Origin of the sequence: Siminovitchia jepli, from assembly GCF_047228825.1 — a bacterium.
Lineage (GTDB): Bacteria > Bacillota > Bacilli > Bacillales > Bacillaceae_C > Siminovitchia.
Genome location: NZ_JBFEGN010000041.1, coordinates 1 through 24,859, shown reverse-complemented (window position 1 = coordinate 24,859; position 24,859 = coordinate 1). Strand labels below are relative to the sequence as shown.

The window sequence follows — 24,859 nt, the reverse complement described above, 5'->3', positions numbered from 1 at the left end:
GGGCGGATGCGTGCCGCCCGGCGCGAATTTTATGATAACAGCGTCTTTCGGGTGGTGAATGAATATGAATTCGGGACTTGCAGGCTGGCTTGATTTATTTGTCAAAGTAATGGAAAAATTGCCGCTGACGCTCCTGATGCTCGGCCTTTCCTTATTTTTTTCCATCATCCTCGGTGTGGTCATCGCAGTTATCCGCATCCAGAAAAACCCCGTTTTGTTTCAGATGGCTACTTTTTATTTGTCTTTTACAAGGTGCACGCCGCTGCTTGTACAGCTTTTTCTCGTCTATTTCGGCCTGCCGCAATTACTGCTTGTTTTCCATATCGATATTAACAGCTGGGACCGGCTTGTTTTTCTTGTCATCGCCTTTTCTTTGCATGCGGCTGCTTACTTGTCGGAAGTTTTCAGATCCGCGTACATGGCCGTCGGCAAGGAGCAATTGGAGGCTGCCTACAGCGTCGGGATGAGCTATTCCCAGGCTTTGACAAGGATTATTTTGCCGCAGGCGTTCGTCATTTCCTTGCCGAACCTTGGCAATAACATCATCGAACTCCTGAAAGACACGTCCCTGGCTTTTACGATTGGCATTATTGACATTATGGGCCAAGTGCGGATCATTTTGGGAAATAACCATGGCATGGGCATGTTTCAGATCTATGTTGTTATTTCTCTCGTTTATTGGGGAACGTGTATACTCATTGAAAGTGCGATTGGTTATATGGAAAAACTGTTTAAAAAAGGAAGGATCAGCCTATCTGAATAAAGGTAGTGATACTTATGTCTATCATCAATGTGGAATTTGCCTTGGAACATGTTCCGGACGTATTGAAGGGCGTCCCCGTGATGCTGTCCATTGCGGTTGTCGCCATGATTTTTGGCCTGATTTTTGGGCTGTTAATCGCTTTGTGCAGAATTTATCAAGTCCCCGTACTTAACCGTTTTTTTATTTTATATATTTCATTTATCAGGGGAACGCCGCTGTTGGTACAGTTGTATGTGTTTTTTTACGGCGTCCCCGTTTTAATAGACTACTTGAATGCAAAATTTGGCTTGAACATGGATGCGCAAGGGATTTCCCCGCTTATTTATGCGTTTATTGCCTATACGCTCAATACGGCGGCGTATCAGGCGGAAATTTTCCGCTCCGCCATTAACGCGCTGAATATCGGGCAAATGGAAGCGGCCTATTCTGTCGGCATGACGACGGTGCAAGGCTTGCGGCGGATCATACTGCCCCAGGCGTTTCTAGTGGCGCTTCCCAATTTGGGCAATACATTTATTAGTCTGATCAAGGCGACATCGCTTGCATTTGCCGTCAAAGTCGTGGAGATTTTGGCCCTTGCCAAAATCATCGCCAATGACGGTTACAGATTTCTGGAAATGTATTTGGTGGCATCGATTATTTATTGGGTGATCTGCCTGTTTTTCGAGGTTGTTTTTGCGAAGCTCGAAAAAAGAATGCGGCGCCACGAATCCGGTTGGGATGCAGGGTTGTCTGCTTGAACGTTGACGGAAAAAGAGCGGAGTGTTCCGCTCTTTTTAAAAGGAAAGAGAGTGTAAATTGGCAGTTCGCCAATTTCATCAAATCCAACCTCCCACCTCTAACTTCTAAGAAATAACGCGTTGGCGCTTTTTCTTATGTTGTATATTCTCCATTGATGCGCACATATTCATAAGACAAGTCGCACCCCCAGCCTGTTGCGCTTCCCGGGCCGGTGCCCAGTACGATCGAAATGGTGATTTCGTTTCCTTGCAAATAGTTCGCCAGTTCATCCTGGTTTGGCAACGCGGGCTCTCCGTCCTTAAATACGATGAGCTCGCCAAAGGCAATGGACACTTTGGACGGATCAATGGCAAAGTCGGCGTTTCCAACCGTAGATATAATTCTTCCCCAGTTTGGGTCGGCGCCGAAAATGGCGGTTTTGACCAGAGGAGAATTGATAATGGCTTTGACCATTTTCTTTGCTTCCGCTTCCCCGTTTGCCCCTGACACATTCACTTCTACAAGCTTTGTTGCTCCCTCCCCGTCGCGGGCCAAATCTTTGGCCAGGCTGATGAGCATCCCCGTCAACACTTGTTCAAATTCTTCAAGATCGACAGGACCCGCAAGACCGTTCGCCATGATCGCCACCGTATCGCTCGTGCTCGTATCTCCGTCAACAGAAACCATATTAAATGATATATCCACTGCTCTTTTGAGCATTTGCTGCAAATTTTCGGGGGCGACTTCCGCATCTGTCACGATATAGCTAAGCATGGTCGCCATGTTTGGTTCAATCATGCCGGATCCTTTGGCAATGGCGCACACAGTCGCATTTCCCGCTTTCGCTTTACGGAATTTTGGAAAAGTGTCCGTCGTCATGATCGCTTCGGCCGATTCCTTTAAGCCGTCTTCTTTTAATTCATTTTTCAGGCCGGGAATCCCCGTTAAAATTTTTTCAACGGGAAGGGGGACCCCGATAACGCCTGTGGATGAAGGCAAAATGTCCTCGGGATTGACGGAAAGTTCCGCAGCTGCAGCACCAATGACTTGATGGACAGCTTCGATGCCCTGTTGGCCGGTGGCTACATTGGCGTTTTTACTGTTGATCACAAACGCCTGCAAAAATCCGTCCTTGATATGTTCTTTGCCGACAACAACAGGTGCCCCGCAAAATTGATTTTGCGTAAACATCGCGGCTGCCGCTGCGCGGACTTCGGAATAGATGATGGTAAAATCAAGTGTTTCGTCTTTAATGCCCACATTTTTTGCGCAAGATAGAAACCCTTTCGGAAAGGTAAATGGATGGTCCATCAGAATAATCTCCTGCCTTATCTTTTTTATTAATATTATACAACGGACAGGCATGAAAGAAAGGGTTTTTTGAATAATTATTTAAAAATGTGAATAAATATGAAAAAATCTATTGACTTTCACTTTCCTTTCAGTATGATAAATGATATATATTGAACAATAAAGGTGATAATCCATGATCGAAATCCGCAAAGCCGCCCTGAAAGACATTGATCAAGTGTATCGCTTGGTGAATAAATATGCCAAGGAAGAATTGCTGCTTCCAAGAACGCGCGAGTCCCTTATTCTCAACATTCAATCTATTTTTGTGGCAAGTGAGGATGAAGAGGTGCTCGGCGTCGCCTGTCTGGCCATTCTTGGCCACGATCTTGCAGAAATTCGATCACTTGCAGTTTCCGAAAAGGCGCAGGGCCGGGGAATCGGGAAGATGCTCGTTGAGGAAATTATTGAAGAAACGAAAAAAATTGGCATTTCCAAGTTGATTTCATTAACATATCAAGTTGTCTTTTTTGAAAAATGCGGTTTTAAAATCATTGAAAAAACCGAGATGCCGCAAAAAGTGTGGACCGATTGCATACATTGCCCAAAATTTCCCGCATGTGATGAAGTGGCCATGGCCATTCAATTGTAATGTTTAAAAAATGAGATTCACAAAAAACAATATTGACAGTTTCGTGAACTTGTTGCTATAGTAATATCGTTGTTATTAAATAACACAACAATAGTTAAATGACTGTCAAATCTATCCAGACTTTGTTGAGAATGAAAAAACAAAGCATTTCGTAGATTTCGAGCCAGTATACTACTGTAAATGAACCTGCCGCATGAGCCTGCAGGATCCATTTATAGCAGTTGCTGGCTGTTTTTTATGTCTGGAAAAATGCTTTGTGCATGATTTTCTCAACAAGGAGTGGTGACCGGTGAAAAAGAAGGTGACTTGGCGGGAGAAAATAGGAGAACTTGACGATAGAAAAAAGAAAGCCGTTGCAAGAGGTGTCCGCAACGTAACCGGTATTTTTGTTCAATCTGCCGAAGGGTCAATCATGAAAGGCTTGGACGGAAACCGGTATATTGATTTTGCCGGCGGAATCGGCATTCAAAATATTGGGCACAACCACCCAAAAGTGGTTCGGGCCATTCAAGATCAAGCCGAGAAATACATTCATCCATCCTACCATGTAACCCCTTTCGAGCCCTACGTTCGGCTTGCGGAAAAATTGAATGAATACACACCGGGAGATTTTCAGAAAAAGACAATGCTCGTCAACAGTGGTGCCGAAGCAAATGAAAACGCCATTAAAATGGCACGCAAATATACCGGGAAACGCGGTATCATTGTCTTTGACCGTGCTTTTCACGGCCGGACGCTGTTGACGTTGTCATTAACGGCCAAGTCCGTTCCTTTTAAAAAAGGATTTGGCCCGTTTGCCGGCGATGTGTACCGGCTACCCTATCCTTATTATTACCGGAGCGGCGCAAAGTCGCAGGCTGAAGAAGACTGCTTGATATTAAAACGGATCACTGATTTTTTGCAATTCGAGGTTCCGGCCGAAGATGTCGCAGCGGTTATGATTGAGCCTGTGCAGGGCGAAGGGGGATTTATCGTCCCTTCTGTCAGGTTTATGCAAGGTTTGAAAGAGATTTGCGCCAAGCATCATATCGTATTGATTGCAGATGAAATTCAAACAGGATATTGCCGAACCGGCAAGCTGTTTGCAATGGAGCATTTTGGCGTTGCCCCGGACTTAATGACGATGTCGAAATCAATGGCTGCCGGCATGCCGCTCAGCGCTGTAACGGGAAGGGCTGAAATTGTCGATGCCCCGGAACCGGGCCAGTTGGGAAGTACGCTTGCAGGCAATCCGGTCGCCTGTGCCGCTGCGCTTTCAGTGCTGGATGTAATCGTTGAAGAGAATCTGGTGGCGAAAAGCGCCTTGTTAGGCGGCAAAATCATGAACGCTTTCAGCAAAATGCAAAATAAATACGAAATAATCGGTGACGTTCGGGGACTGGGTCCGATGTGTGCCATCGAGCTCGTCAAAAACAGGCGGACGAAAGAGCCGGCAACGGAGCTGGCGGCAAATATTGTACAATATTGCTGGAAAAATGGGTTGATCATATTAAGTGCCGGATTATACGCCAATGTATTGCGTTTTTTACCGCCGGTCACCATTCAGGACGAATACCTTTATGAAGGATTGGCGATTTTGGAGGAAGCGGTAAAAAAAGCAGATTTATAGAATAATGGTCAGGGAGAGTGAACATATTGGAAAATTATCTGAATTTTATTGGCGGAGAATGGGTTGGGTCTGTTTCAGGTGAAAAGCATGACCATTTTAACCCGGCCAAACCAAAAGAGTGCATTGGTTCTACTGAAGTCTCAACTCGTGAAGATGTTGACAAAGCCATTAAAGCGGCAAAAGCAGCTTTCAAAGAATGGAAAGCCGTTTCATCTGTGGCAAGAGGTGAAATCCTCCGGAAAGCCGCTGATATTTTGGAAGAGCGGGCAGATGATATCGCTCAAACAGCCACTTTGGAAATGGGCAAACGTTTGATCGAAACGAAAGGGGAGGCACTGCGCGGGGCTGCCATACTGAGATATTACTCCCAGGAAGGATACCGCAAAGCTGGTGAAATTCTTCCTTCCGCAAATGCCGGCACAACCTTGCTGGCCATGCGTGTACCTGTAGGTGTTGTGGCAGCGATTACCCCTTGGAACTTTCCGATCGCCATTCCGATTTGGAAAATCGCTCCGGCACTTGTGTTTGGTAATCCCGTGGTATGGAAGCCGGCACAGGAAACAGGCATTACTGCCGCCAAAATTGCGAAAGTTTTTGAAGATGCAGGTCTCCCTGCAGGCGTGTTAAACCTTGTATTGGGAAGAGGCTCCGTTATCGGAGAAGTAATGACGACACATGAAGATGTTGCGGCTGTCACTTTCACAGGGTCCAATGCTGTCGGCCAAACGATTGCCCAACAGGCAACTGCAAACGGAAAGAAATACCAGTTGGAGCTTGGCGGCAAAAACCCTGCCGTTGTACTTGCAGACGCCAATCTCGATCTTGCTGCCCGTCTTGTCGTAGAAGGGGCCATGAAACAAACAGGACAACGCTGTACAGCAACAAGCCGGGCGTACGTTGAAGCTTCGGTATACGATCAATTCATTGAAAAAGTAATCGAACAGACAAAACAAATTAAAATTGGTGACGGACTTCAAGAAGGAATCACAATGGGGCCGGTTGCATCCAAAAAACAATTTGACACGGTTACAGGCTATATCCAAAAAGGAAAAGAAGAAGGAGCCACACTCCTATATGGCGGTGATGCGCTTGACATTGATGGCGGCTACTACATTGAACCAACTGTCTTTGGCAATGTGACGCATGATATGACAATTGCGAAGGAAGAAATTTTTGGCCCTGTTGTAGCAGTTATGAAAGTTGCCGACTATGAAGAGGCGCTTGAAAAGGCGAATGATACGATTTACGGATTAAGTGCCGCGATCTTTACGAAAAACTTGGAAAAAGCATTCCACTTCATCGAAAACAGTGAAGTCGGGATGGTGCAAATTAACGGAGAGACTGGCGGTGCTGAACCACAAGCTCCGTTTGGCGGGACGAAAGCTTCCGGACAAGGTCCAAAAGAACAAGGGCAAGCAGCAGCAGAATTTTTTACAACCAATAAAACAGTAACTCTTAACCCATTTGCCAAGTAAATGAAGTGTATCTGCTGAAAGTGACAGTCTTTCAGCAGGCCTTCTAATTGAAGGAAGAAAAACTCATAAAGGAGAAAGGTAATGCAAAAGGATCGTAATATGGAAAAGGTATTATCGCGTTGGGATGTCCTGTTTTTGGCCTTTGGCGCCATGATTGGCTGGGGCTGGGTCGTCATGTCGGGAGAGTGGATTCTCGGAGCCGGTACAATCGGTGCGATGATTGCATTTGTCGCTGGCGGAATACTTGTTATTTTTGTCGGTTTGACTTATGCCGAATTGGCATCATCCATGCCTACAACAGGTGGAGCACTTATTTATGTTTTAAGGGGTGTAGGTCCCAAAACTGCATTTATTGCAGCATGGATGCTTGCGCTTGGCTACATTTCCGTTGTTGCCTTTGAAGCCGTAGCGCTTCCTACCGTTATCGAGTACATCTTTCCAAACTATAAAGTAGGTTATATGTACACGATTAATGATTATGACGTATACGCTTCCTGGGTTGCTGTGGGAGTTGCAGGCTCCATTTTTGTAACGATTGTAAACTATCTTGGTGTAAAATCGGCGGCCTTTTTACAGATGGTCTTGACCATTGTGATTGCACTTATTGGTTTAATGCTTATTTTTGGCGGGGCCGTTAATGGGGAAATGGCCAATGCTGATCCACTTTTTGTTGGCGGGATTGGCGGCATCATGGTCGTTGCGATCATGACACCATTTATGTTTGTGGGATTTGACGTTATTCCGCAAACAGCGGAAGAAATGAATGTTCCGGCAAGAGCCATTGGAAAAATTTTGGTTTTATCTGTTGTTTTAGCGATTGTTTGGTATATTGCCATTATTTTTGCAGTTGGCCTAGGCCTTGATAAAACAACATTGGCTAACTCAACACTTCCAACGGCTGATGCAATGGCCAGATTGTTTGGACACGATTTCTTTGCTATCGTGCTGATCCTTGGAGGGATTGCGGGTATCGTTACCAGCTGGAACGCATTCATCATCGGTGGAAGCCGGATTTTATATGCAATGGCGGAGAAAAAAATGCTCCCTGCCTGGTTCGGTAAACTTCATCCGAAACATGGGACGCCTATAAACGGTGTTCTATTCATTGGAGCTTTGGCAACTGTTTCCCCTTTGCTCGGACGTCCCATGCTTGTCTGGCTTACAGATGCAGGTGGACTTGGAATTGTTATTGGCTATCTTTTGGCAGCTGTCGCTTTTGTACAGCTGCGTAAAAATGAGCCTCAAATGGAAAGGCCTTTCCAAGCCGGAAAATCAAGCATTGTAGGATGGCTTGCGATCATCTTTAGTATTTTCTTTGTGATCCTTTACATGCCGGGTATGCCAGCTGCCCTTGTCTGGCCTTATGAATGGGCTATTTTTGCCGGGTGGGCTGTTCTAGGAATTTTGCTGATGATTGCAATGAGGAAGTCTTTTCCTACGGAAAAATTGAAATAATGAAAAGTAATTAAAACGATTTTATTGAATCCAATCCGCTGGAGATTGGATTCAATTTTTTATTTTTTATCCCTTGAAAGGGATTTTTTTGTATGATAAACTCTTTATTGTATCCAAAATGAATAGGGGTGGATATTATTGTCGGGCAAAGTCACGCCAAACAAATCGACGATCGTCAAAAACGTCACGAAACGGCTCAGACAGGCCATTTTGGATGGCACGTTAAAAGAAGGCGATCGTTTAATCCAGGAAGAGTGGGCGGAACGCCTCGAAGTAAGCAGGATGCCCATACGCGAAGCATTGACGCAGCTCCAAATTGAAGGATTGGTCGAACTGGTTCCCCACAAGGGAGCAGTCGTAACCCCGATTACAAAAGACAATATAGAAGAAATTTATCATCTTCGTTCCATGCTTGAGGGGCTGGCTGTGGAAAAATCTCTTCCATATTTAACCGGGGAAGACAAACAGCATTTGCATGATATTTTAATTCAAATGGAAACGCTCGTATTAACAGATGAAACAAATGATGAGTATATACAACTGAATGCTTCGTTCCATCAGACGCTCAGAAGCGGCTGTCCGTGGCCCCGGGTTCAGAAAATGGTCGAAACGTTGGGAATTTCTCCAATTGCTCCCAATTTATTGATCGACTATTACCAGGAAACGCAAAAGGAACATCGACTCATATATGAAGCTGCGTTAAGGGGAGACCCTGCAGAGTTGCGGGCTGCAGTTGAGTATCATATTTTGCGGACAAAAAATAATTTAATAGAGTGTATGGAACGCATGAAAAAACAACCTTAACAGCGATGGAGGTACAAATTTATGTATGATTTTGCGATTGTGGGCGGCGGTATAGTAGGACTCTCAACCGGGATGGCCATCTATGAAAGATTTCCGAATGCAAAAGTTGCCGTCATTGAAAAAGAGGCATCTGTAGCACAGCACCAAACAGGACATAACAGCGGTGTCATCCACTCCGGCATTTACTACAAGCCGGGCAGCTACAAAGCTCGTTTTGCCAGACAGGGAAGCCGGTCTATGACTGAATTTTGCCAGAAGCACCAAATTGATCATGACATTTGCGGAAAAGTCATTGTCGCAACCAAGCCGGAAGAACTCCCGCTTCTTGACAATTTATATGAACGCGGATTACAAAATGAGCTTGCCATTGAAAAAATTGATGCAGATCAATTAAAAGAGATTGAACCTCATGTAGCGGGGCTTGCTGCGATTCGCGTACCCATGGCAGGTATCGTCAACTACAGGCAAGTAAGCGAAAAATTTGCTGATATCATTCGCGATCATGGCGGAGATATTTTGCTTAACACGAATGTGGAAAAAATCAATGAAGGAAAAGACGAGGTTGTCATTGAAACAAATAACGGAACCGTCAAAGCCGGCATTGTCATTAACTGTGCAGGGCTTCACAGCGACCGTGTGGCTGCAGCTGCCGGCTACAAAACGGACATGAAAATTGTCCCGTTCCGTGGAGAATACTACAAATTGAAACCTGAAAAACGTTATCTCGTTAAAAATTTGATTTACCCGGTACCGAATCCGAAGTTTCCGTTCCTTGGCGTTCACTTTACACGCATGATTGACGGTGAAGTTGATGCAGGGCCGAACGCTGTATTAGGCTTTAAACGTGAAGGCTACAAGAAAACGGACTTCAACCCCAAAGACCTGGCAGAAACGTTAACATACGGCGGCTTTTGGAAACTTGCTTCCAAATTTATGAAAGAAGGAATGGAAGAATACATCAGATCTTTCAGCAAAGCACAATTCACCAAGAGCCTGCAAACCTTAATCCCTGAAATCCAGGAGGATGACCTGGTGCCGGCACCTGCCGGCGTTCGTGCCCAGGCATTAAAAGATGACGGTTCCATGGTAGATGATTTCCACATCATCATGGGACAACGCTCCATCCATGTATGTAATGCACCTTCACCGGCTGCCACAGCATCCATAGAAATCGGAAAAGAAGTCGCAAGAAGAATTCCTGAACAATCACATCTGAAAGAAGCAGCTGCCACAATTTAATAAAGAGGGGATATCGATGGAATTTAATGCAAAAACGATGTTCATTGCCGGCCATGCCCGCCTGCCGCAGGGAATGGCTGCGAAAAGTGTCTATGAAACACTGACGATTACAGCTGAAGTGGATGTAAAGTACGGGGTCATACTGAAAGCATCCGCCACCCTTGCAACGGAGCACGGCAGTGATTTTATCGGCCGCCTTTTAAGAGGCACCAGCCTGAAGGACGGCATCGAAGAACAGATTGAAGCCATCCAGACGTACTATAAAGGAAAGGCGACGAACGCACTGATTGCCGCCATGAAAGATTTGCATTTGCATTTCAAGCAAATCACCGAAGGAGAAAAATAAAGATTCGTCATGCAGGGGCTGTCCGAAAAGTCGATGTTTCGACTTTTGGACGCCCCTTTTTTCTGTTCAAAAATGTGGATATAACAGCGTTCTTGATTTTTTAATTTTATATTTGGACAGCCCCTTCTTGGTTGGCAAAAGAAGGGAAAGGTACAGATGGCAATCAGGAAGCTTAACGCCAAGTATTTTACGGGGCCATGCTGCCCGGTGAAGAATTGAAAGTGGAAACATTTTTGACAAATTTATTGACACGGCATAAACGCAGTGATATTCTTTAGTTAAGAACTTTTTTAAACATATTCACCTTTTGAAAAATGCCTTTTCAAAAACGTGAATAGTATAGATTCCAACTTAAAGACAGGAAAGTAAAATAAGCGAACTGCAATATTCACTGTGACTCTACTTCCATAGAGCGGTGAAGTGAATATAAGCCAGTTGTCCGAATGCAAGCCTTTCTATGTATGAAAAGGCTAATCGGCAACTGGCTTTTTATATTTTCTGTCAACCTATCATTATATAAAACTTTTTACAGGAGGAATGTTTTCATGAGTGTTGCAACAAAAAGCAAATTTGTAAAGAAAACAGCCGGTTATGAGGTACAACCTCATCCACAGTCCGATCGTTTATTCCACATCTCGATTTCCAAAGAAGCGATTGCAAAATTTTTGGCTGAAGTGGAAGACAGAGGCATTTCTGTTCAAAGACTTGAGTACACACCATACGAGCGCTTGATCGTTTCTTCTATTCTTCAAGACTTTGTGGGAGAAGATTTCGGCGAAACGCTCAGAGGAATTGTCCACGACCGTGAGACTGGCGGATTTACACTTGGATTGGAAGGCGTAACTGAAAACACGGATGAGTATGTCATTTTTGCAACTGCGATTACACATCTTCTTGGACAGCCAAACTTTGACGCCATGTCCGGTAAATACTATGCAAGATTCACAGTAAAACATACGGACAACAGTGACTCTTACCTTCGTCAAGCATACCGTCTCTTTACGCTTCATACAGACGGAACATTTGTTGATGAGCCGACTGACTGGCTGCTCATGATGAAAATGGTCGAAGAAAACGCTCGCGGCGGTGAATCAAGACTTCTTCATTTGGACGATTGGAAAGAACTTGACAAATTTTACAACAATCCGCTTGGAAGCCATAAGTTCTTGTACAAAGCTCCGCCAAGCAAAAACGTTTCTCAAGAAGTACATCGTGCAACATTCTTTAAAAAGAATGACAAACCATGCATTTGCTTTATCGACCAATTTGTGCAACCAGAAACAATTAAACAGGCTCAATACTTGAAAGAACTTTCTGATTCAATGGAAAACGATGAAAGCGTCATTGAATTGGAACTCCCAGTAGGGGATCTTGTTGTTGTCAACAACTTGTTCTGGCTGCACGGCCGTGCGGCATTTGAAAAAAATCCTGACTTAAACCGTGAATTAATGCGTCAACGCGGACGTTTCCTGGAATAAGCAACTCATTTGCGAAATAACCTCTACCATTTTTGTGCACCCTTCGCAGGGTGCTTTTTTTTATTCGTACATATACATGCTATTTGTCAAAAAACGATGGCAATATAGCGGTGAGTGGTCCCTGCGGTACCAGCAAATAAACGGAAATACCCGCGGATAAGCGGAAAATACCCGCGGATAAACAGAAATACCCGCAGATAAGCGGAGATACCCGCGGATAAGCGGGAAATACCCGCGGATAAGCGGGAAATACCCGCGGATAAGCGGAAATACCCGCGGATAAGCGGAAAATACCCGCGGATAAGCGGAGATACCCGCGGATAAGCGGAAATACCCGCGGATAAGCAGAAATACCCGCGGATAAGCGGAAAATACCCGCGGATAAGCGGGAGATACCCGCGGATAAGTAGGAAATATCCGCGGATAAGCGGAAAATACCCGCGGATAAACAGAAATACCCGCGGATAAGCGGAGATACCCGCGGATAAGCAGAAATACCAGCGGATAAGTGGAAATACCCGCGGATAAGCAGAAAATACCCGCGGATAAGCGGGAAATACCCGCGGATAAGCGGGAAATACCCGCGGATAAGCGGAAAATACCCGCGGATAAACGGAAATCACCCATAGTTACAGAAAATCTTCCCGGCCAAGTTTGATTTTTAAAAAGAACGAAAATTTCTCTAAAAGTTGTGATTTGATGGGGCTGTTTATCTTGATGTGCTAAAATATACATAAAAGAGGGTGGAAGGAGAAACTGATGGCTTGGATGTACGTTTTGTTTGCTGCGATTGTAGAAGTGTTTTGGGTCATTGGTTTAAGGTACTCGGAAACATTTTTGGAATGGGCCGGAACGATTGTCATGATTATTTTCAGTTTCTTTTTTATCATTAAGGCATGTGAAAAATTACCTTCCGGCACAGTCTATGCTGTTTTTACCGGGTCGGGGGCAGCTGCCATTGTTTTAATTGACTTTGCTGTATTTGGGGCTGATTTTTCGATTGCCAAATTATTTTTTATTGCCCTGATTATTGTTGGTGTCATTGGGATTAAAATGACCACAGACAACGAAATGAAGATCACCGACAACTCTCCGGATGGAGGAGATTAATGTGGCATGGATTTACCTTGTTATCGCAAGTTTCGGTGAAATCTTTGGTGTGATGAGCATTACCATGTATAATCAGAGAAAAACATGGTTTCGGCTTCTGATGGTTGTGCTGTCTTTCGGCTTTGGATTTTACTTCTTGGCACTGGCTATGAACGATATTCCGCTTGGCACGGCTTATGCAGTGTGGACAGGGTTGGGCGCAGCAGGAGCTGTGATCATGGGGATCCTCATTTTCAAAGAGTCCGCAGGCTGGAAAAGGATGCTGTTTTTAACGTTTATTATTGCAGGGGCGGTTGGTTTGAGGGCCATTGAATAAGGACGGGAACACTCGTGATTTCAATCATGAGGTGATTGAAATATAATGAAGCATTTCTATAATCGAACGGACATTTACATATAAATGAATTTTTTATACAAAAAGCAATTGGCTGATATGCCAATACCAATCTCATTTCAAGATAACCTGATAAAAAATACTTAAAGGAGAGGGAGGAAATAGGAGTGACTAAAAAAGCTTTGTTAAATGTCGATTACACGTATGACTTTGTGGCTCAAGACGGCGAGCTTACTTGCGGGACGCCGGGACAGGATATTGAAAGGGCAATTGTTGATTTAACAAAACAGTTTTTGGAAAATGGTGATTTCATCGTCTTTGCTGTTGATAAACATGAAGAGGGGGATGAGCTCCATCCGGAGACTAAGCTTTTTCCCCCGCATAATATTGCGGGTTCACCCGGCCGGGACTTTTACGGCAGTTTGAAGGACTTGTATGAACAGCACAAGAACGATCCGAATGTCTATTACATGGATAAAACGAGGTACAGTTCCTTCGCCGGCACGGATCTTGAAATAAAACTCCGCGAACGGGGGATTAATGAAATCCATATTTGCGGTGTCTGTACGGATATCTGTGTGCTGCATACTGCCGTGGATGCCTACAATAAAGGATTTCAAATCGTCATTCATAAAAATGCGGTTGCCAGCTTTAATGAAGCCGGCCACGAATGGGCATTGGCCCATTTTGCGAACACACTGGGAGCAAGTGTAGTCTGAGAAAGGAAGTAAAGGTACATGAGATTTCATGAACAAGATGACAGCCTGGCGCTGCACACCGATTTATATCAAATTAATATGGCAAAAACCTATTGGCAGGACGGCATTCACGAAAGAAAAGCCGTATTTGAACTGTATTTTAGAAAACTGCCGTTTGCCAACGGCTATGCGATCTTTGCCGGGCTGGAAAAAGCCGTCCATTATTTGCGCAAATTTCGTTTCAGCGAAAGCGATATCCGATATTTGCGGGATGATCTCGGTTATGATGGGGGATTTATGGACTATTTGGCAAACCTTCGTTTTACAGGGACGGTTCGTTCCATGAAGGAAGGGGAGCTTGTATTTGGGAATGAGCCCATCATGCAGGTGGAAGCCCCGCTCGCCGAAGCGCAGCTCATTGAAACAGCGCTTCTGAACATCGTGAATTACCAAACCTTGATTGCGACGAAGGCTTCCCGGATAAAAGAAGTGGTCGGGGATGAAGTGGCGCTTGAGTTTGGCTCAAGAAGAGCGCAGGAAATGGAGGCGGCCTTATGGGGAACGCGCGCTGCCTTTATCGGTGGTTTCGATGCCACAAGCAATGTGAGGGCCGGGAAGTTGTTCGGCATGCCTGTCGCCGGTACGCATGCTCATTCCATGGTCCAGGCGTATAAAGACGATTATACCGCTTTTAAAAAATATGCAGAAACTCACCGGGACTGCGTTTTTCTCGTTGATACATATGATACATTGAGATCCGGCGTTCCGGCAGCGATCCGGGTGGCCAAAGAATTTGGCGACAGGATCCATTTTAAAGGAATCCGCCTCGACAGCGGGGATATGGCCTTTTTATCGAAAGAAGCCCGGAAAATGCTGGACGCAGCAGGATTTCATGACGCCAAAATTTATGCATCAAGCGATTTGGATGAGTATACGATTTTCCACTTGAAAGCGCAAGGAGCGAAAATCGACTCATGGGGAGTCGGCACAAAGCTCATCACGGCTTACGACCAACCTGCCCTGGGAGCAGTATATAAAATGGTAGCCATCGAAAATGAGTTCGGTGAATGGGAAGATACGATCAAAATATCGAGCAATGCGGAAAAAGTAACAACCCCGGGCCGCAAAAAAGTTTACCGGATCATTAATCGGTTAAATCATAAATCAGAGGGCGATTATATCACTTTATGGGACGAAAAGCCCGAAGAAGAAAAAAAACTGAAAATGTTTCATCCTGTCCATACATTTATTAGTAAATTTGTAACGGATTTTGATGCAAAACTTTTGCTTCATGATATTTTTGTAGACGGGAAGCTGGTGTATGATTTTCCGGACCTTCGGGAAATTCAGGCCTTTGCAAGGGAAAACCTCGATTTGTTATGGGCTGAATACCGCCGGTCGCTGAATCCCGAAGAATATCCGGTCGATCTCAGCCAGGATTGCTGGGATAATAAAATGAGCAATATCGAAGCGGCCAAAGAAAAGGTTGACCGTCTGCGCAGATAGAAGAAAGGAGATTACCGTCATGAGTTTGCAGCAGCAAATCATCAAAGAATTAAAGGTAAAGCCGCAAATTGATCCGCAGGAAGAAATCCGCACTAGCATCGACTTTATGAAGGAATACATGGAAGCCCACCCTTTTTTCAACGGGTTTGTGCTTGGCATATCCGGCGGGCAGGATTCGACGCTTGTCGGAAAACTGGCCCAAATGGCTGCCGATGAGCTGAACAAAGAGCGGGGTTTGGATCAATACAAATTTATTGCTGTCAGGCTGCCTTATGGTGTCCAAAAAGATGCACCCGATGTGGATGACGCACTTGCCTTTATTAATCCGAGCGTGACCTATGCAGTTGACATTAAGCCGGCCGTTGACGCAAGCGTTGCTTCCCTTGAGAAAGCTGGAGTGAAGCTCTCTGATTTTACAAAAGGGAATGAAAAAGCGAGGGAGCGCATGAAGGTCCAGTACAGTATTGCGGCGATGAACAACTGTGCCGTTCTTGGAACGGATCATGCGGCCGAAGCGGTTACGGGATTTTTTACAAAATATGGCGACGGGGCAGCTGATCTCGTACCGATCTTCAGGCTGAATAAAAGGCAGGGAAGAAGGCTGCTGAAAGAGCTCGGCTGTCCGGAGCATTTATATAATAAAATCCCGACCGCCGACCTTGAAGAGGAGCGGCCGCTGTTGCCCGATGAAGTGGCGCTTGGCGTCTCTTATGAGGATATCGATGATTATTTGGAAGGGAAGAGGGTTTCCCCGCAGGCCAAAAATACGATCGAAACTTTGTACCGCAAATCAATGCATAAACGGCGCTTGCCGGTAAATGTATTTGATGATTTTTGGAAATAGGGGGCGAATCAGTCCCCCATTCCCCATTTAAAAATATGATGATCGGCAGGTGTAATCATTGATGACCGAAATATCGCAGCAGCAAGTGAAAAAAGTGATTCAAAATATAGAAAAGGTAATCATCGGCAAAACAGAAGTGGCCCGGCTCAGTATCGTTGCGCTCCTGGCAGAAGGCCACGTGCTGCTCGAGGATGTTCCCGGCTTGGGGAAAACGATGCTCGTAAAAGCATTGGCAAAATCCGTTGATGCCGATTTTAAACGCATTCAGTTTACGCCAGATTTATTGCCTTCCGATGTAATCGGCGTATCGATTTATCATCCGAAAGAATTGGATTTTTCATTCCGGCCCGGACCGATCGTCGGCAATATCATTTTGGCCGATGAAATCAATCGGACTTCACCCAAGACCCAATCCGCGTTGCTGGAGGCAATGGAAGAAAAAAGCGTAACGATTGACGGCATGACGCTCGATATGGAAAGGCCGTTCTTTGTTATGGCAACACAAAACCCTGTTGAGTATGAAGGAACATATCCGCTTCCCGAAGCCCAGTTGGACCGGTTTTTGCTGAAGCTGAAAATGGGGTATCCGGAAGCAAATGAAGAAGTGGAGATGCTGACAAGAAGCCAAAAAACCCCGCCAATCGATCAGTTGGAACCGGTGATCACCCTGGAAGAATTGCGGCATTTGCAGCGCCAGGTGAAAGATATTTTTGCGGAAGAAACGATCAAGCAATATATTGTTGATTTGGCCACCAAGACGCGGTCCCATCCGGACATATTCCTCGGAATCAGCCCCCGCGGGTCGATCGCATTGCTGAAAGCATCACAGGCATACGCATTTATTTGCGGCCGTGATTTTATTATCCCGGATGATGTCCAGTACCTTGCTCCATATGTTTTCTCCCATCGCATTCTTTTGCAGCCCGAGGCCAAATACCGGGGGGCTTCCGCCGAATCCCTTGTGGGCGAATTGGTCAAGACTGTTGATATACCAGTAAAAAGGGCTGTGAAATAAGATGGAAGCAAGGCGTTCCAGGGCTTCAATTATTGAAACATTGAAAAGATTTTCCGGATTTTCCGTTAATATCCTATTGCTTGCCCTTACTTTTTCCTATGCCATGTTTCAAGGCGGATTTGTGAGCTGGTTTTTATTTTTCAGCTTTTTGCCGGTGGCTGTCTATTCACTTTTGTTGAATGCCTTTCCATTCATATTCGATGTCAAAAGGAATATTTCTTCCGAGCGGCTTTACGCCGGAAACAGTGTAGATATAACGATCACTGCAACAAGAAAGTTTCCTTTTCCCCTGCTTTTTTTGGTCGTTGAAGACAAGGCTTCCATCAAAGGGCATAAACACATGCTCTTCCCCGGTTTTAAAAGGCGATTGACGATTCATTACGAAATCAGCCAAGTTCCCCGCGGGGAGCACATTTTTCAATCAGTCCGCTTTAAAACGGGCGACCTTTTCGGTTTTTTGGAAAAAGAAACATTCGTTTCTGCACCCCAAACGATCCTTGTTTATCCAAAAATGGACTCTTTTATTCATGAACCTGTTAGGCGGGTGCTGGAACGTGGAACGGGAGCGGCAAAATTCCAATATCATAAGGATACCTCTCATATCGCCGGGATCAGGGAGTATCAGCCGGGGGACCGTTTTTCATGGATTGACTGGAAGGCGACCGCCAGGACAAATGACCTGATGACGAAGGATTTTGAAGTCAAAAGTTCAAATGATCCGCTCTTTGTACTTGACCGGAGCTTTTCCGTCCATTTTGAAAAGATGGTTGAGTTTGCCGCCTCTGCAGCGAAATCAATCCTTGAGAGCGGGGGACAGGCAGGTTTGTATTTCCCGGGCCGGGAAAAAGCGTATCTTCCGGTGAATGGCGGTGAGCGGCATTTGCTGAAAATATTATATATGTTGGCGAAAGTACAGCCCGAATCCGAAAACGCAATGGAGGATCTGTTCGAAGAGACGAGACTGCTTCAACACGGTGGAAGTGTGATTTTTATTTCCGCTTCACTGACGAAGCCGTTTTTGGAGCAGGCGGAAGTGCTGGCTAAGAGGAAGAGAAACGTTGTTGTTGTCCTTGTTCAAGAAAAGGCTGAGTCGCCGAAAGAAAAAATGTTGATTCAGGAAGCCCTGCAACGCGGTGTTTTTATTGAAAGGCTGTATGACAGACATATACAAACTGGTGTTTCGGGGGCGAAAGAAGCATGAAGCAGGGCCGTACATTGCTGCATTTGCTGCTTTATGTATTTGGTTTTTTGCTTCTTTGGGAATGGCTCCTGCCTCTTGAGCAAATTACGCAAACAAGCCAAGTCCATTATTTTATCTTGTTCGTGGTGTTTTCCATTGTATTGATTTTTTTGCGGACGCCCTTGTTCATCAGCTGGCCGGCAAAGTCGGCTTTTATCCTTATTTCCCTTTACCTTATTTTCAGGGAAGCGAATGAGCCGGTTTTTTCCTGGTTTAACGATTTTGGTGCTGAAATACAGTCAAATATGGCGTTGGTTGTTTCGAGAAACTGGGTCGAATTATCGCCCGGATTTCGCAGTTTGTTATTTTTCTTGTTGCTATGGCAAATGACTTATTTGCTGCGTTATTGGCTGACAGTCAGGAAAAGGATTTTTGTTTTTTATGCCATGACGGTATTTTATGTCGCCCTTCTGGATACATTTACAGAATACGAGGCAAACCGGGCCATTGTACGCATTGTCATCATCGGTTTTGCCCTTCTCGGAATTCTTTTTTTTCACCGCCTGTTGGAAAAAGAACAGTTTAACGGACAGTCCCAATTAATGAAAAAGTGGGCGTTTCCTTTAACAGCCATGATCGCCATCAGTGTACTGGCTGGATATATTTCGCCAAAGGCAGCCCCGATTTGGCCGGATCCTGTTCCGTATATCGAATCCAAAGCAGATCAAACGGCAACCGCCGGTTTGTCCAAAATCGGCTACGGAATTGATGATTCCCAGCTGGGCGGCCCGTTTATCGGTGATGACCGGGTTGTTTTTGAAGTGACAACTTCAAGCAGGCAATATTGGAAAATTGAAACGAAGGATGTTTACACAGGAAAAGGCTGGATCACTTCCGAGCAATCTTCTCCCCTGGAGCAATTCCAGTTTGGAGAAACGTTTATAATGGATGAGCATCTGCGCAACGAGGGAAACCTGACAAAAGCCAGCTTTCGATTTGAAATCGTATATCCGCATATCGTCAGGCCTTACGGGTTCATGTCGGTAACAGGCGACGAGACGAGCGGCTTTCTTCGATATGATCCAGCACTTGGCAAAATTAATTCTTTCACAAGTGACGGCAGAAAAATGTCTCTTAAGGAATATACAATCACTTACGAGAATGCAAAATACAGCATGAAAGAGCTGCGGGGGACAACCGGGCTGCCGGACGGAGAGAAATATGACCGGATTCAAACAAGATATACGCAGCTTCCCGGATCGTTTCCGGAACGGATAAGGGATCTGGCTGTCGAATTAACAAAAGATGAAGATAACTGGTTTGACAAGGCGAAAGCAATCGAGCGCCATTTTCAATCAGGCGATTTTTCTTATGACCAAACCCGCGTAGCCATTCCAACCGGCGCCGAGGATTATGTAGAGCAATTTTTGTTTGATACGAAAAGAGGGTATTGTGACAATTTCTCCACTTCCATGGTAACGATGCTTCGTTCGCTCGGAATTCCGGCCAGATGGGCGAAAGGTTATGCGCCTGGAAACTACCGCGGAGCGGCTGATGGAGAATACAGAATGTACGAAGTGACAAACAATGAGGCCCACTCGTGGGTCGAAGTGTATTTTCCAACTTTGGGATGGGTCCCGTTCGAACCGACAAAAGGATTTAACAACCCTTCATCTTTTGCATTTGATGAAACACAGGCCCAATCAAGCCAGACTAATCCTGCGGAACCTTCAGAAAAAGAAGTTGAACAGAAGGAAGAAAAGGAAATCAATAGAGAAAAAGAGTCAACCAAAGCATCCGTTGTTTCGGGAACCGGTCTTTTTCCATGGATATGGGGCGGCGCCCTCTTATTGGCCGTTTCGGCCCTGGGATTTGTGATCTTTTACCGGAAAAGAAAACGCCCTTTTTCCAGTCTAATAGAAGATAATAATGATGGAACTTTTATAGAAGCTTATGACATGCTTTTAAAGCGGTTGGAACAGCGCGGGCTTAAAAGGAAAACGGGCCAAACGTTGCGTGAATATGCAGCCCATATCGACCGGCAATTCCAGACCAAGGAAATGAGCCAATTGACGCAGGCGTATGAACGCATCATTTATCGGGGGGATGATGCAACTTCCCTTACCGGCCAAGAAAAAGAACTATGGGAAATGCTGATGGAAAAGGCGGGCGGGTAACAGGAAAACTTAAAAAAGAAAGAAGGCACTCGAACATAGATGATTGCTGACGACAGCAATACATCGTGATGAGAGGCCTTCTTTTGGTAAAGGTTGTGACGATAAATACAGGCCCATTCGCTCGCGAAAGCGGCTGTTCCGGAAGCGTAATGATAGCAGTTATGACGCTTTGTGTCATGTAGTTTTGCTATTTACGGAATCCAGAAAAGAGACAGCCTGTTTAAGGTTCGTCAAGAAGATGTGAGCCATGTTCATGGAAAATCCATTTCGGATTACAACTCGCATAATCGTTATGTTTTCCATATCCGGGGGTAAAGGATAAGCCGGCACTTGCCAGCCAAATGTACGTAATTGCCGGGACAAGTCGTAAAGATTCCAGTTTGATGTGTATCCTTCTTTTAGCCGCCATGAAAATACAGGAAGATTCGAGCCATCTGTAAATAGTTCAAAAGGTTCCATGTCGCCAATCGCCTTGCTAAGGAACTGTGCCACTGATTGGGAAGATTTTTGTACCTTATAGTATCCGGCTTTGCCAAAACGGAGAAAGTTGTAGTATTGTAAAAGTACTTGTGAACTGGGGCGGGAGAAACTTAAGGAGAATGTTGGCATGTTGCCGCCCAAATAGGACACGCGAAAGATGAGATCCTCGGGAAGATCTTCGGCCTCACGCCAAATGATCCATCCAAGGCCCGGGTATACCAATCCATATTTGTGTCCGGAAACATTGATGGATTTCACTCTGGCCAACTGAAAATCCCAGACCAGGTCTGGCTGAAGGAATGGTGCCACAAAGCCTCCCGATGCACCGTCTACATGTATGGGGATATCAAGATCTGTTCTTTCCTGAATGTCGTCCAAGGCTTGCGCAATTTTCTCGACCGGTTCATACAGGCCGGTATAAGTTACCCCAAGAGTCGCTACGACACCGATAGTGTTTTCATCTACGGAAGCGAGCACACCCTTGGCATCCAGACCAGGATGATCCGGGGTAATGTTTACAAAGCGCGGTTCAACGTCCCAATAGTTGGCGAATTTTTTCCAAACGACATGTACAGCGGAACTTAATACAATATTTGGCCGGTCTATTGGCTTTCCCTGTTTTTTGCGCGCGTGTTGCCAGCGCCGCTTTAGTGCAAGTCCGCCGAGCATGCATGCTTCTGATGATCCGATTGTTGAAACACCCATCGTATGATGCGGGCGGGGCGAATGCCAGAGATCGGCTAAAATTCGTATACACCGCTCCTCTATCGCCGCTGTCTGGGGGTATTCATCCTTATTAATCAAATTCTTGTTGACTGTTTCCGCGTATAAGCGATCTGCGGCTGGCTCCATCCAAGTGGTAACAAATGTTGCGAGATTGAGATGGGGATTGCCATCGAGAGCCATTTCATCGCGGACTAGTTTATACGCAGTTTCGGGGAACATGCTTTGATTAGGTATGCGCAAACGGTGAACAGAATCTTCTCCTTTGCGAATGAATAAAGGATTTATGGGAAATTCGTACGGCAGCATCATTTGTTTGCGGTAAGTTCCGCTACTCGCTCGTTTATGAGGATTGTAATAAGGTTCATATAATGGTTTCCAAAAGGTGCCAGCCCTTAAGGTCTCTATGTGAGTTAACTGTGAAAGATTTGGCGGAAGATATACCGTGTAAGGATTAAACGGGCTTAAATATGGCTGATACGTTTTATAATGACTATACATCAGGGTCCTCCCTACTCAACAATTTGTTAAAAGAGTTGTTCAAAAAGTCGCCAAATGATAGGCGGCGAATCTCTTCGTTGGCTTGTTTCCGGCAGCTCCCATTTAAAAGCATACATTCCGCCTCGACCTTCTTGCGGCACACTTGAGTGCTGGTGCCGACGTTGCCACAGGACGTGGCACCTTTAGTCGGCCTTCTGATTTGTCAACTTTTTGAACTCGCATTAATAAGTATGAGGAACATCCTTAATATAGAAGTTTAATTAAATTATACTCAGCCGGTTTGGTTTGAGCCGGGGCTAGCGGTTAGGCTGCCCCGGCTTTAAAAGAACAGTGTCTTCATTCTTCGCCAACTTTTTTTACGATCCCCCTTATCCTTCATTTTTCATTGCCCGGATTTTATATATGACAAACAAAAGAATGAACCACACGGGAGTTACAAACAACGCAATACGAGTGTCTTCTCCGAGTGCAAGCACTACCAAAATAAAGGCAAAGAAAGCAAGGATTAAGTAATTGGCAAATGGGAAAAGCGGCATTTTAAACTTACTCGCTTTGGCCAGCTCGGGCTTTGTTTTGCGATATTTTAAATGGGCAAGGACAGTAATTCCCCAAATAAAGATGAAACAAAAAGTAGAAACGCTTGTAATGAGCGTAAATACTCCTTCCGGCATGATATAGTTCAGAGCAACAACAATCAGTACAACACCCGATGAAAAGAACAATGCATTGGAAGGGACTTTATGGGTTGTCAGTTTTTTAAATGTTTGAGGCGCCTGCTCGTTTTTTGCAAGTGAATAGACCATCCGGCTTGTACTGAAAATGGCACTGTTGCAGGCCGATGCAGCTGATGTCAGAACGACAAAATTGATAATGCCCGCAGCTGCTACAATACCAACCGCCGCAAAGACTTGGACAAATGGGCTTTCTGCCGGGTTAACGGTCGTCCATGGATATATGCTCATAATCACCAGCAGTGCGCCGATGTAAAAAATGATTATCCGTATGGGAATATTATTGATTGCTCTCGGGATAACCCTTTCCGGGTCTTCTGTTTCACCTGCAGTAAGTCCTACCAGTTCAATGCCTGCAAACGCAAACATAACCATTTGAAATGAAAGGACAAAACCGGCCATGCCATTCGGGAACATTCCCCCGTGACGCCATAGATTAGTGAAACTGGCCGGACCTGCATCTGTGGAAAAACCTTTCACGATCATAAAAGTACCGACCACAATTAACGCCAAGATGGCAATGACTTTAATTAACGCAAACCAAAATTCCAGTTCCCCGAAAAGTTTTACGGAGGCCAGGTTCATCAACAACAACAAAATCAGTGTAATGAAACCCGGTACCCACTGAGGCACACTGGGGAACCAATATTGTATATATATTCCAACCGCTGTCAAATCAGCCATTGCAATCGTTACCCAGCTGAACCAGTAAGTCCACCCGGTGATAAAGGCTGCCGCATCACCAAAATAGTCTTGTACGAAGTCAACAAAAGAATGATAGTTTAAATTGCTTAAAAGGATCTCTCCCAATGAACGCATGATTAAAAAGCAAATGGCGCCTGTAATCAGGTATGCAAATAAAATAGACGGCCCTGCCAGATGGATTGATTTCCCCGCTCCGAGAAACAATCCCGTTCCGATCGCCCCGCCTATGGCAATTAATTGTACGTGCCTGTTTTTTAAACCTCTTGACAGATTTTCTTGCTGCATGTGATTTACCTCTCTAAATATTTAGCATTTGTAAAATTGTTCCCGTTATCCCAGATGTAAAACCATTTTTGTGAAGCAATTACATGATATCAACAAAATTTCTACCCATTGGTTTCAGACTGAAAAAAAAGCGCTTTACCTCCTTTCTTTATGATTAAATGATCCAAACTTGCTCGGAATAAAGGTCATTCCATGCCCCCATTTTTTTATTGCGCCGGGCTTTGCCAATGGAAGAAAGCTGCAGCAAGATATGGGATTTGGCTGCAGCCATATTCTAATATAACATTTTTGACGAAATAGAGATAGAATTGGATTATGATTTGGGAGGAAAGTATTGACGGAAAGTTCCTCAACTGTTAAAGTGAAAAACAAATAGAATATATGTCGTTTTATATCGTATAATGGCGGGAATACGGCCCGCGAGTCTCTACCAAGCTACCGTAAATAGCTTGACTACGTGAAAAACGGGAATTTTAAATTTGGGATATTTGTTTGGTCTTTGCACCCCTATTTTTTTCCTGTCTTAACAGTCAACGCCTTTAAGCAGTAGCCGCTTAAGGCGTTTTTCTATTTGGATTTATTTTATATACGGGAACCTTTTATTCTGGGAGAAGTTGGGGAAATGTATGAAGAGCAGATAAATATGCACAAATTGAATGCCTTTTAACTTACAAATGCGCGGTCTAACTCCACCGTCTTTAGACGGTATCAGCTTTTAGCCTTATCTTTGTATGTCCAT

21 protein-coding genes, 1 pseudogene and 1 riboswitch are annotated in these 24,859 nt (G+C 44.9%); of the genes and pseudogenes, 18 read left to right on the top strand and 4 right to left on the bottom strand.

Translation table 11 applies throughout. The annotated features are described in order from the left end of the window. Positions 1 to 64 precede the first annotated feature (64 nt). Both AB1L08_RS13575 and AB1L08_RS13570 read left to right on the top strand, forming a co-directional pair. A complete protein-coding gene (locus tag AB1L08_RS13575; protein WP_413065205.1) occupies positions 65 to 763 on the top strand; it encodes an amino acid ABC transporter permease in 699 nt (232 codons plus the stop codon). A gap of 14 nt (positions 764 to 777) precedes the next feature. After that, a complete protein-coding gene (locus AB1L08_RS13570) occupies positions 778 to 1,503 on the top strand; it encodes an amino acid ABC transporter permease (RefSeq protein WP_413065204.1) in 726 nt (241 codons plus the stop codon). A gap of 133 nt (positions 1,504 to 1,636) precedes the next feature. On the opposite strand, the gene argJ is transcribed toward AB1L08_RS13570, so the two are convergent. Beyond that, the gene (gene argJ, locus AB1L08_RS13565) at positions 1,637 to 2,794 is read right to left on the bottom strand and encodes a bifunctional glutamate N-acetyltransferase/amino-acid acetyltransferase ArgJ (protein WP_413065203.1); all 1,158 of its coding nucleotides are present in this window, start codon (positions 2,792 to 2,794) and stop codon (positions 1,637 to 1,639) included. Positions 2,795 to 2,969: 175 nt separating this feature from the next. Here argJ and AB1L08_RS13560 point away from each other — a divergent pair, with 175 nt between their 5' ends. The 8 genes from AB1L08_RS13560 (at position 2,970) to glaH (ending at position 11,831) form a co-directional block, all read left to right on the top strand. Continuing rightward, positions 2,970 to 3,425, top strand: coding sequence for an N-acetyltransferase (locus AB1L08_RS13560; protein WP_413065202.1), 456 nt, complete (start codon positions 2,970 to 2,972; stop codon positions 3,423 to 3,425). A gap of 289 nt (positions 3,426 to 3,714) precedes the next feature. Continuing rightward, positions 3,715 to 5,034: a 4-aminobutyrate--2-oxoglutarate transaminase gene (gene gabT, locus AB1L08_RS13555; protein WP_413065201.1), complete on the top strand. Its 1,320-nt coding sequence runs from the start codon at positions 3,715 to 3,717 to the stop codon at positions 5,032 to 5,034. A gap of 26 nt (positions 5,035 to 5,060) precedes the next feature. Beyond that, complete coding sequence (locus tag AB1L08_RS13550) at positions 5,061 to 6,509, top strand: aldehyde dehydrogenase family protein (RefSeq protein WP_413065200.1); 1,449 nt, start codon at positions 5,061 to 5,063, stop codon at positions 6,507 to 6,509. Positions 6,510 to 6,590: 81 nt separating this feature from the next. Continuing rightward, a complete protein-coding gene (locus AB1L08_RS13545) occupies positions 6,591 to 7,964 on the top strand; it encodes an APC family permease (protein WP_413065199.1) in 1,374 nt (457 codons plus the stop codon). 138 nt (positions 7,965 to 8,102) lie between these two features. Beyond that, positions 8,103 to 8,768, top strand: coding sequence for a GntR family transcriptional regulator (locus AB1L08_RS13540; RefSeq protein WP_413065198.1), 666 nt, complete (start codon positions 8,103 to 8,105; stop codon positions 8,766 to 8,768). Positions 8,769 to 8,789: 21 nt separating this feature from the next. Then, a complete protein-coding gene (gene lhgO, locus AB1L08_RS13535; RefSeq protein ID WP_413065197.1) occupies positions 8,790 to 10,007 on the top strand; it encodes an L-2-hydroxyglutarate oxidase in 1,218 nt (405 codons plus the stop codon). A gap of 16 nt (positions 10,008 to 10,023) precedes the next feature. After that, on the top strand, positions 10,024 to 10,353 hold the full coding sequence (locus AB1L08_RS13530) for a DUF3870 domain-containing protein (RefSeq protein ID WP_413065196.1): 330 nt from the start codon (positions 10,024 to 10,026) through the stop codon (positions 10,351 to 10,353). A 545-nt stretch (positions 10,354 to 10,898) separates the two neighbouring features. Further along, on the top strand, positions 10,899 to 11,831 hold the full coding sequence (glaH, locus tag AB1L08_RS13525) for a glutarate dioxygenase GlaH (RefSeq protein ID WP_413065195.1): 933 nt from the start codon (positions 10,899 to 10,901) through the stop codon (positions 11,829 to 11,831). An 86-nt stretch (positions 11,832 to 11,917) separates the two neighbouring features. On the opposite strand, the gene AB1L08_RS13520 is transcribed toward glaH, so the two are convergent. Then, positions 11,918 to 12,454 (bottom strand): hypothetical protein, encoded by a 537-nt coding sequence (locus AB1L08_RS13520; RefSeq protein WP_413065194.1) that lies wholly within the window; start codon positions 12,452 to 12,454, stop codon positions 11,918 to 11,920. A 136-nt stretch (positions 12,455 to 12,590) separates the two neighbouring features. On the opposite strand from AB1L08_RS13520, the gene AB1L08_RS13515 reads away from it, so the two are divergent. From AB1L08_RS13515 to AB1L08_RS13480, 8 genes are all read left to right on the top strand, one after another. Then, the gene (locus AB1L08_RS13515) at positions 12,591 to 12,941 is read left to right on the top strand and encodes a DMT family transporter (protein ID WP_413065193.1); all 351 of its coding nucleotides are present in this window, start codon (positions 12,591 to 12,593) and stop codon (positions 12,939 to 12,941) included. 1 nt (position 12,942) lies between these two features. Then, complete coding sequence (locus AB1L08_RS13510; protein WP_413065192.1) at positions 12,943 to 13,257, top strand: DMT family transporter; 315 nt, start codon at positions 12,943 to 12,945, stop codon at positions 13,255 to 13,257. A 185-nt stretch (positions 13,258 to 13,442) separates the two neighbouring features. Then, entirely contained in the window at positions 13,443 to 13,994 is a 552-nt protein-coding gene (locus AB1L08_RS13505; protein ID WP_413065191.1) for a cysteine hydrolase family protein, read from the top strand. An 18-nt stretch (positions 13,995 to 14,012) separates the two neighbouring features. Further along, positions 14,013 to 15,479, top strand: coding sequence for a nicotinate phosphoribosyltransferase (locus AB1L08_RS13500; protein ID WP_413065190.1), 1,467 nt, complete (start codon positions 14,013 to 14,015; stop codon positions 15,477 to 15,479). A gap of 19 nt (positions 15,480 to 15,498) precedes the next feature. Next, on the top strand, positions 15,499 to 16,323 hold the full coding sequence (gene nadE / locus AB1L08_RS13495; RefSeq protein WP_413065189.1) for an NAD(+) synthase: 825 nt from the start codon (positions 15,499 to 15,501) through the stop codon (positions 16,321 to 16,323). Positions 16,324 to 16,384: 61 nt separating this feature from the next. Continuing rightward, positions 16,385 to 17,338: an AAA family ATPase gene (locus AB1L08_RS13490; RefSeq protein ID WP_413065188.1), complete on the top strand. Its 954-nt coding sequence runs from the start codon at positions 16,385 to 16,387 to the stop codon at positions 17,336 to 17,338. Position 17,339: 1 nt separating this feature from the next. Next, positions 17,340 to 18,539: a DUF58 domain-containing protein gene (locus AB1L08_RS13485; RefSeq protein WP_413065187.1), complete on the top strand. Its 1,200-nt coding sequence runs from the start codon at positions 17,340 to 17,342 to the stop codon at positions 18,537 to 18,539. After that, positions 18,536 to 20,695, top strand: a complete 2,160-nt coding sequence (locus AB1L08_RS13480; RefSeq protein WP_413065186.1) for a transglutaminase TgpA family protein — start codon at positions 18,536 to 18,538, stop codon at positions 20,693 to 20,695. The genes AB1L08_RS13485 and AB1L08_RS13480 overlap by 4 nt, the downstream gene beginning before the upstream one ends. A 146-nt stretch (positions 20,696 to 20,841) precedes the next feature. On the opposite strand, the pseudogene gad reads toward AB1L08_RS13480, so the two are convergent. Beyond that, positions 20,842 to 22,210, bottom strand: a pseudogene (gad, locus tag AB1L08_RS13475) (glutamate decarboxylase); the annotation flags it as partial. A gap of 557 nt (positions 22,211 to 22,767) precedes the next feature. Beyond that, positions 22,768 to 24,120 (bottom strand): amino acid permease, encoded by a 1,353-nt coding sequence (locus AB1L08_RS13470; RefSeq protein ID WP_413065185.1) that lies wholly within the window; start codon positions 24,118 to 24,120, stop codon positions 22,768 to 22,770. A gap of 374 nt (positions 24,121 to 24,494) precedes the next feature. Continuing rightward, positions 24,495 to 24,596, top strand: a riboswitch (purine riboswitch). The last annotated feature ends 263 nt before the right edge of the window (positions 24,597 to 24,859 follow it).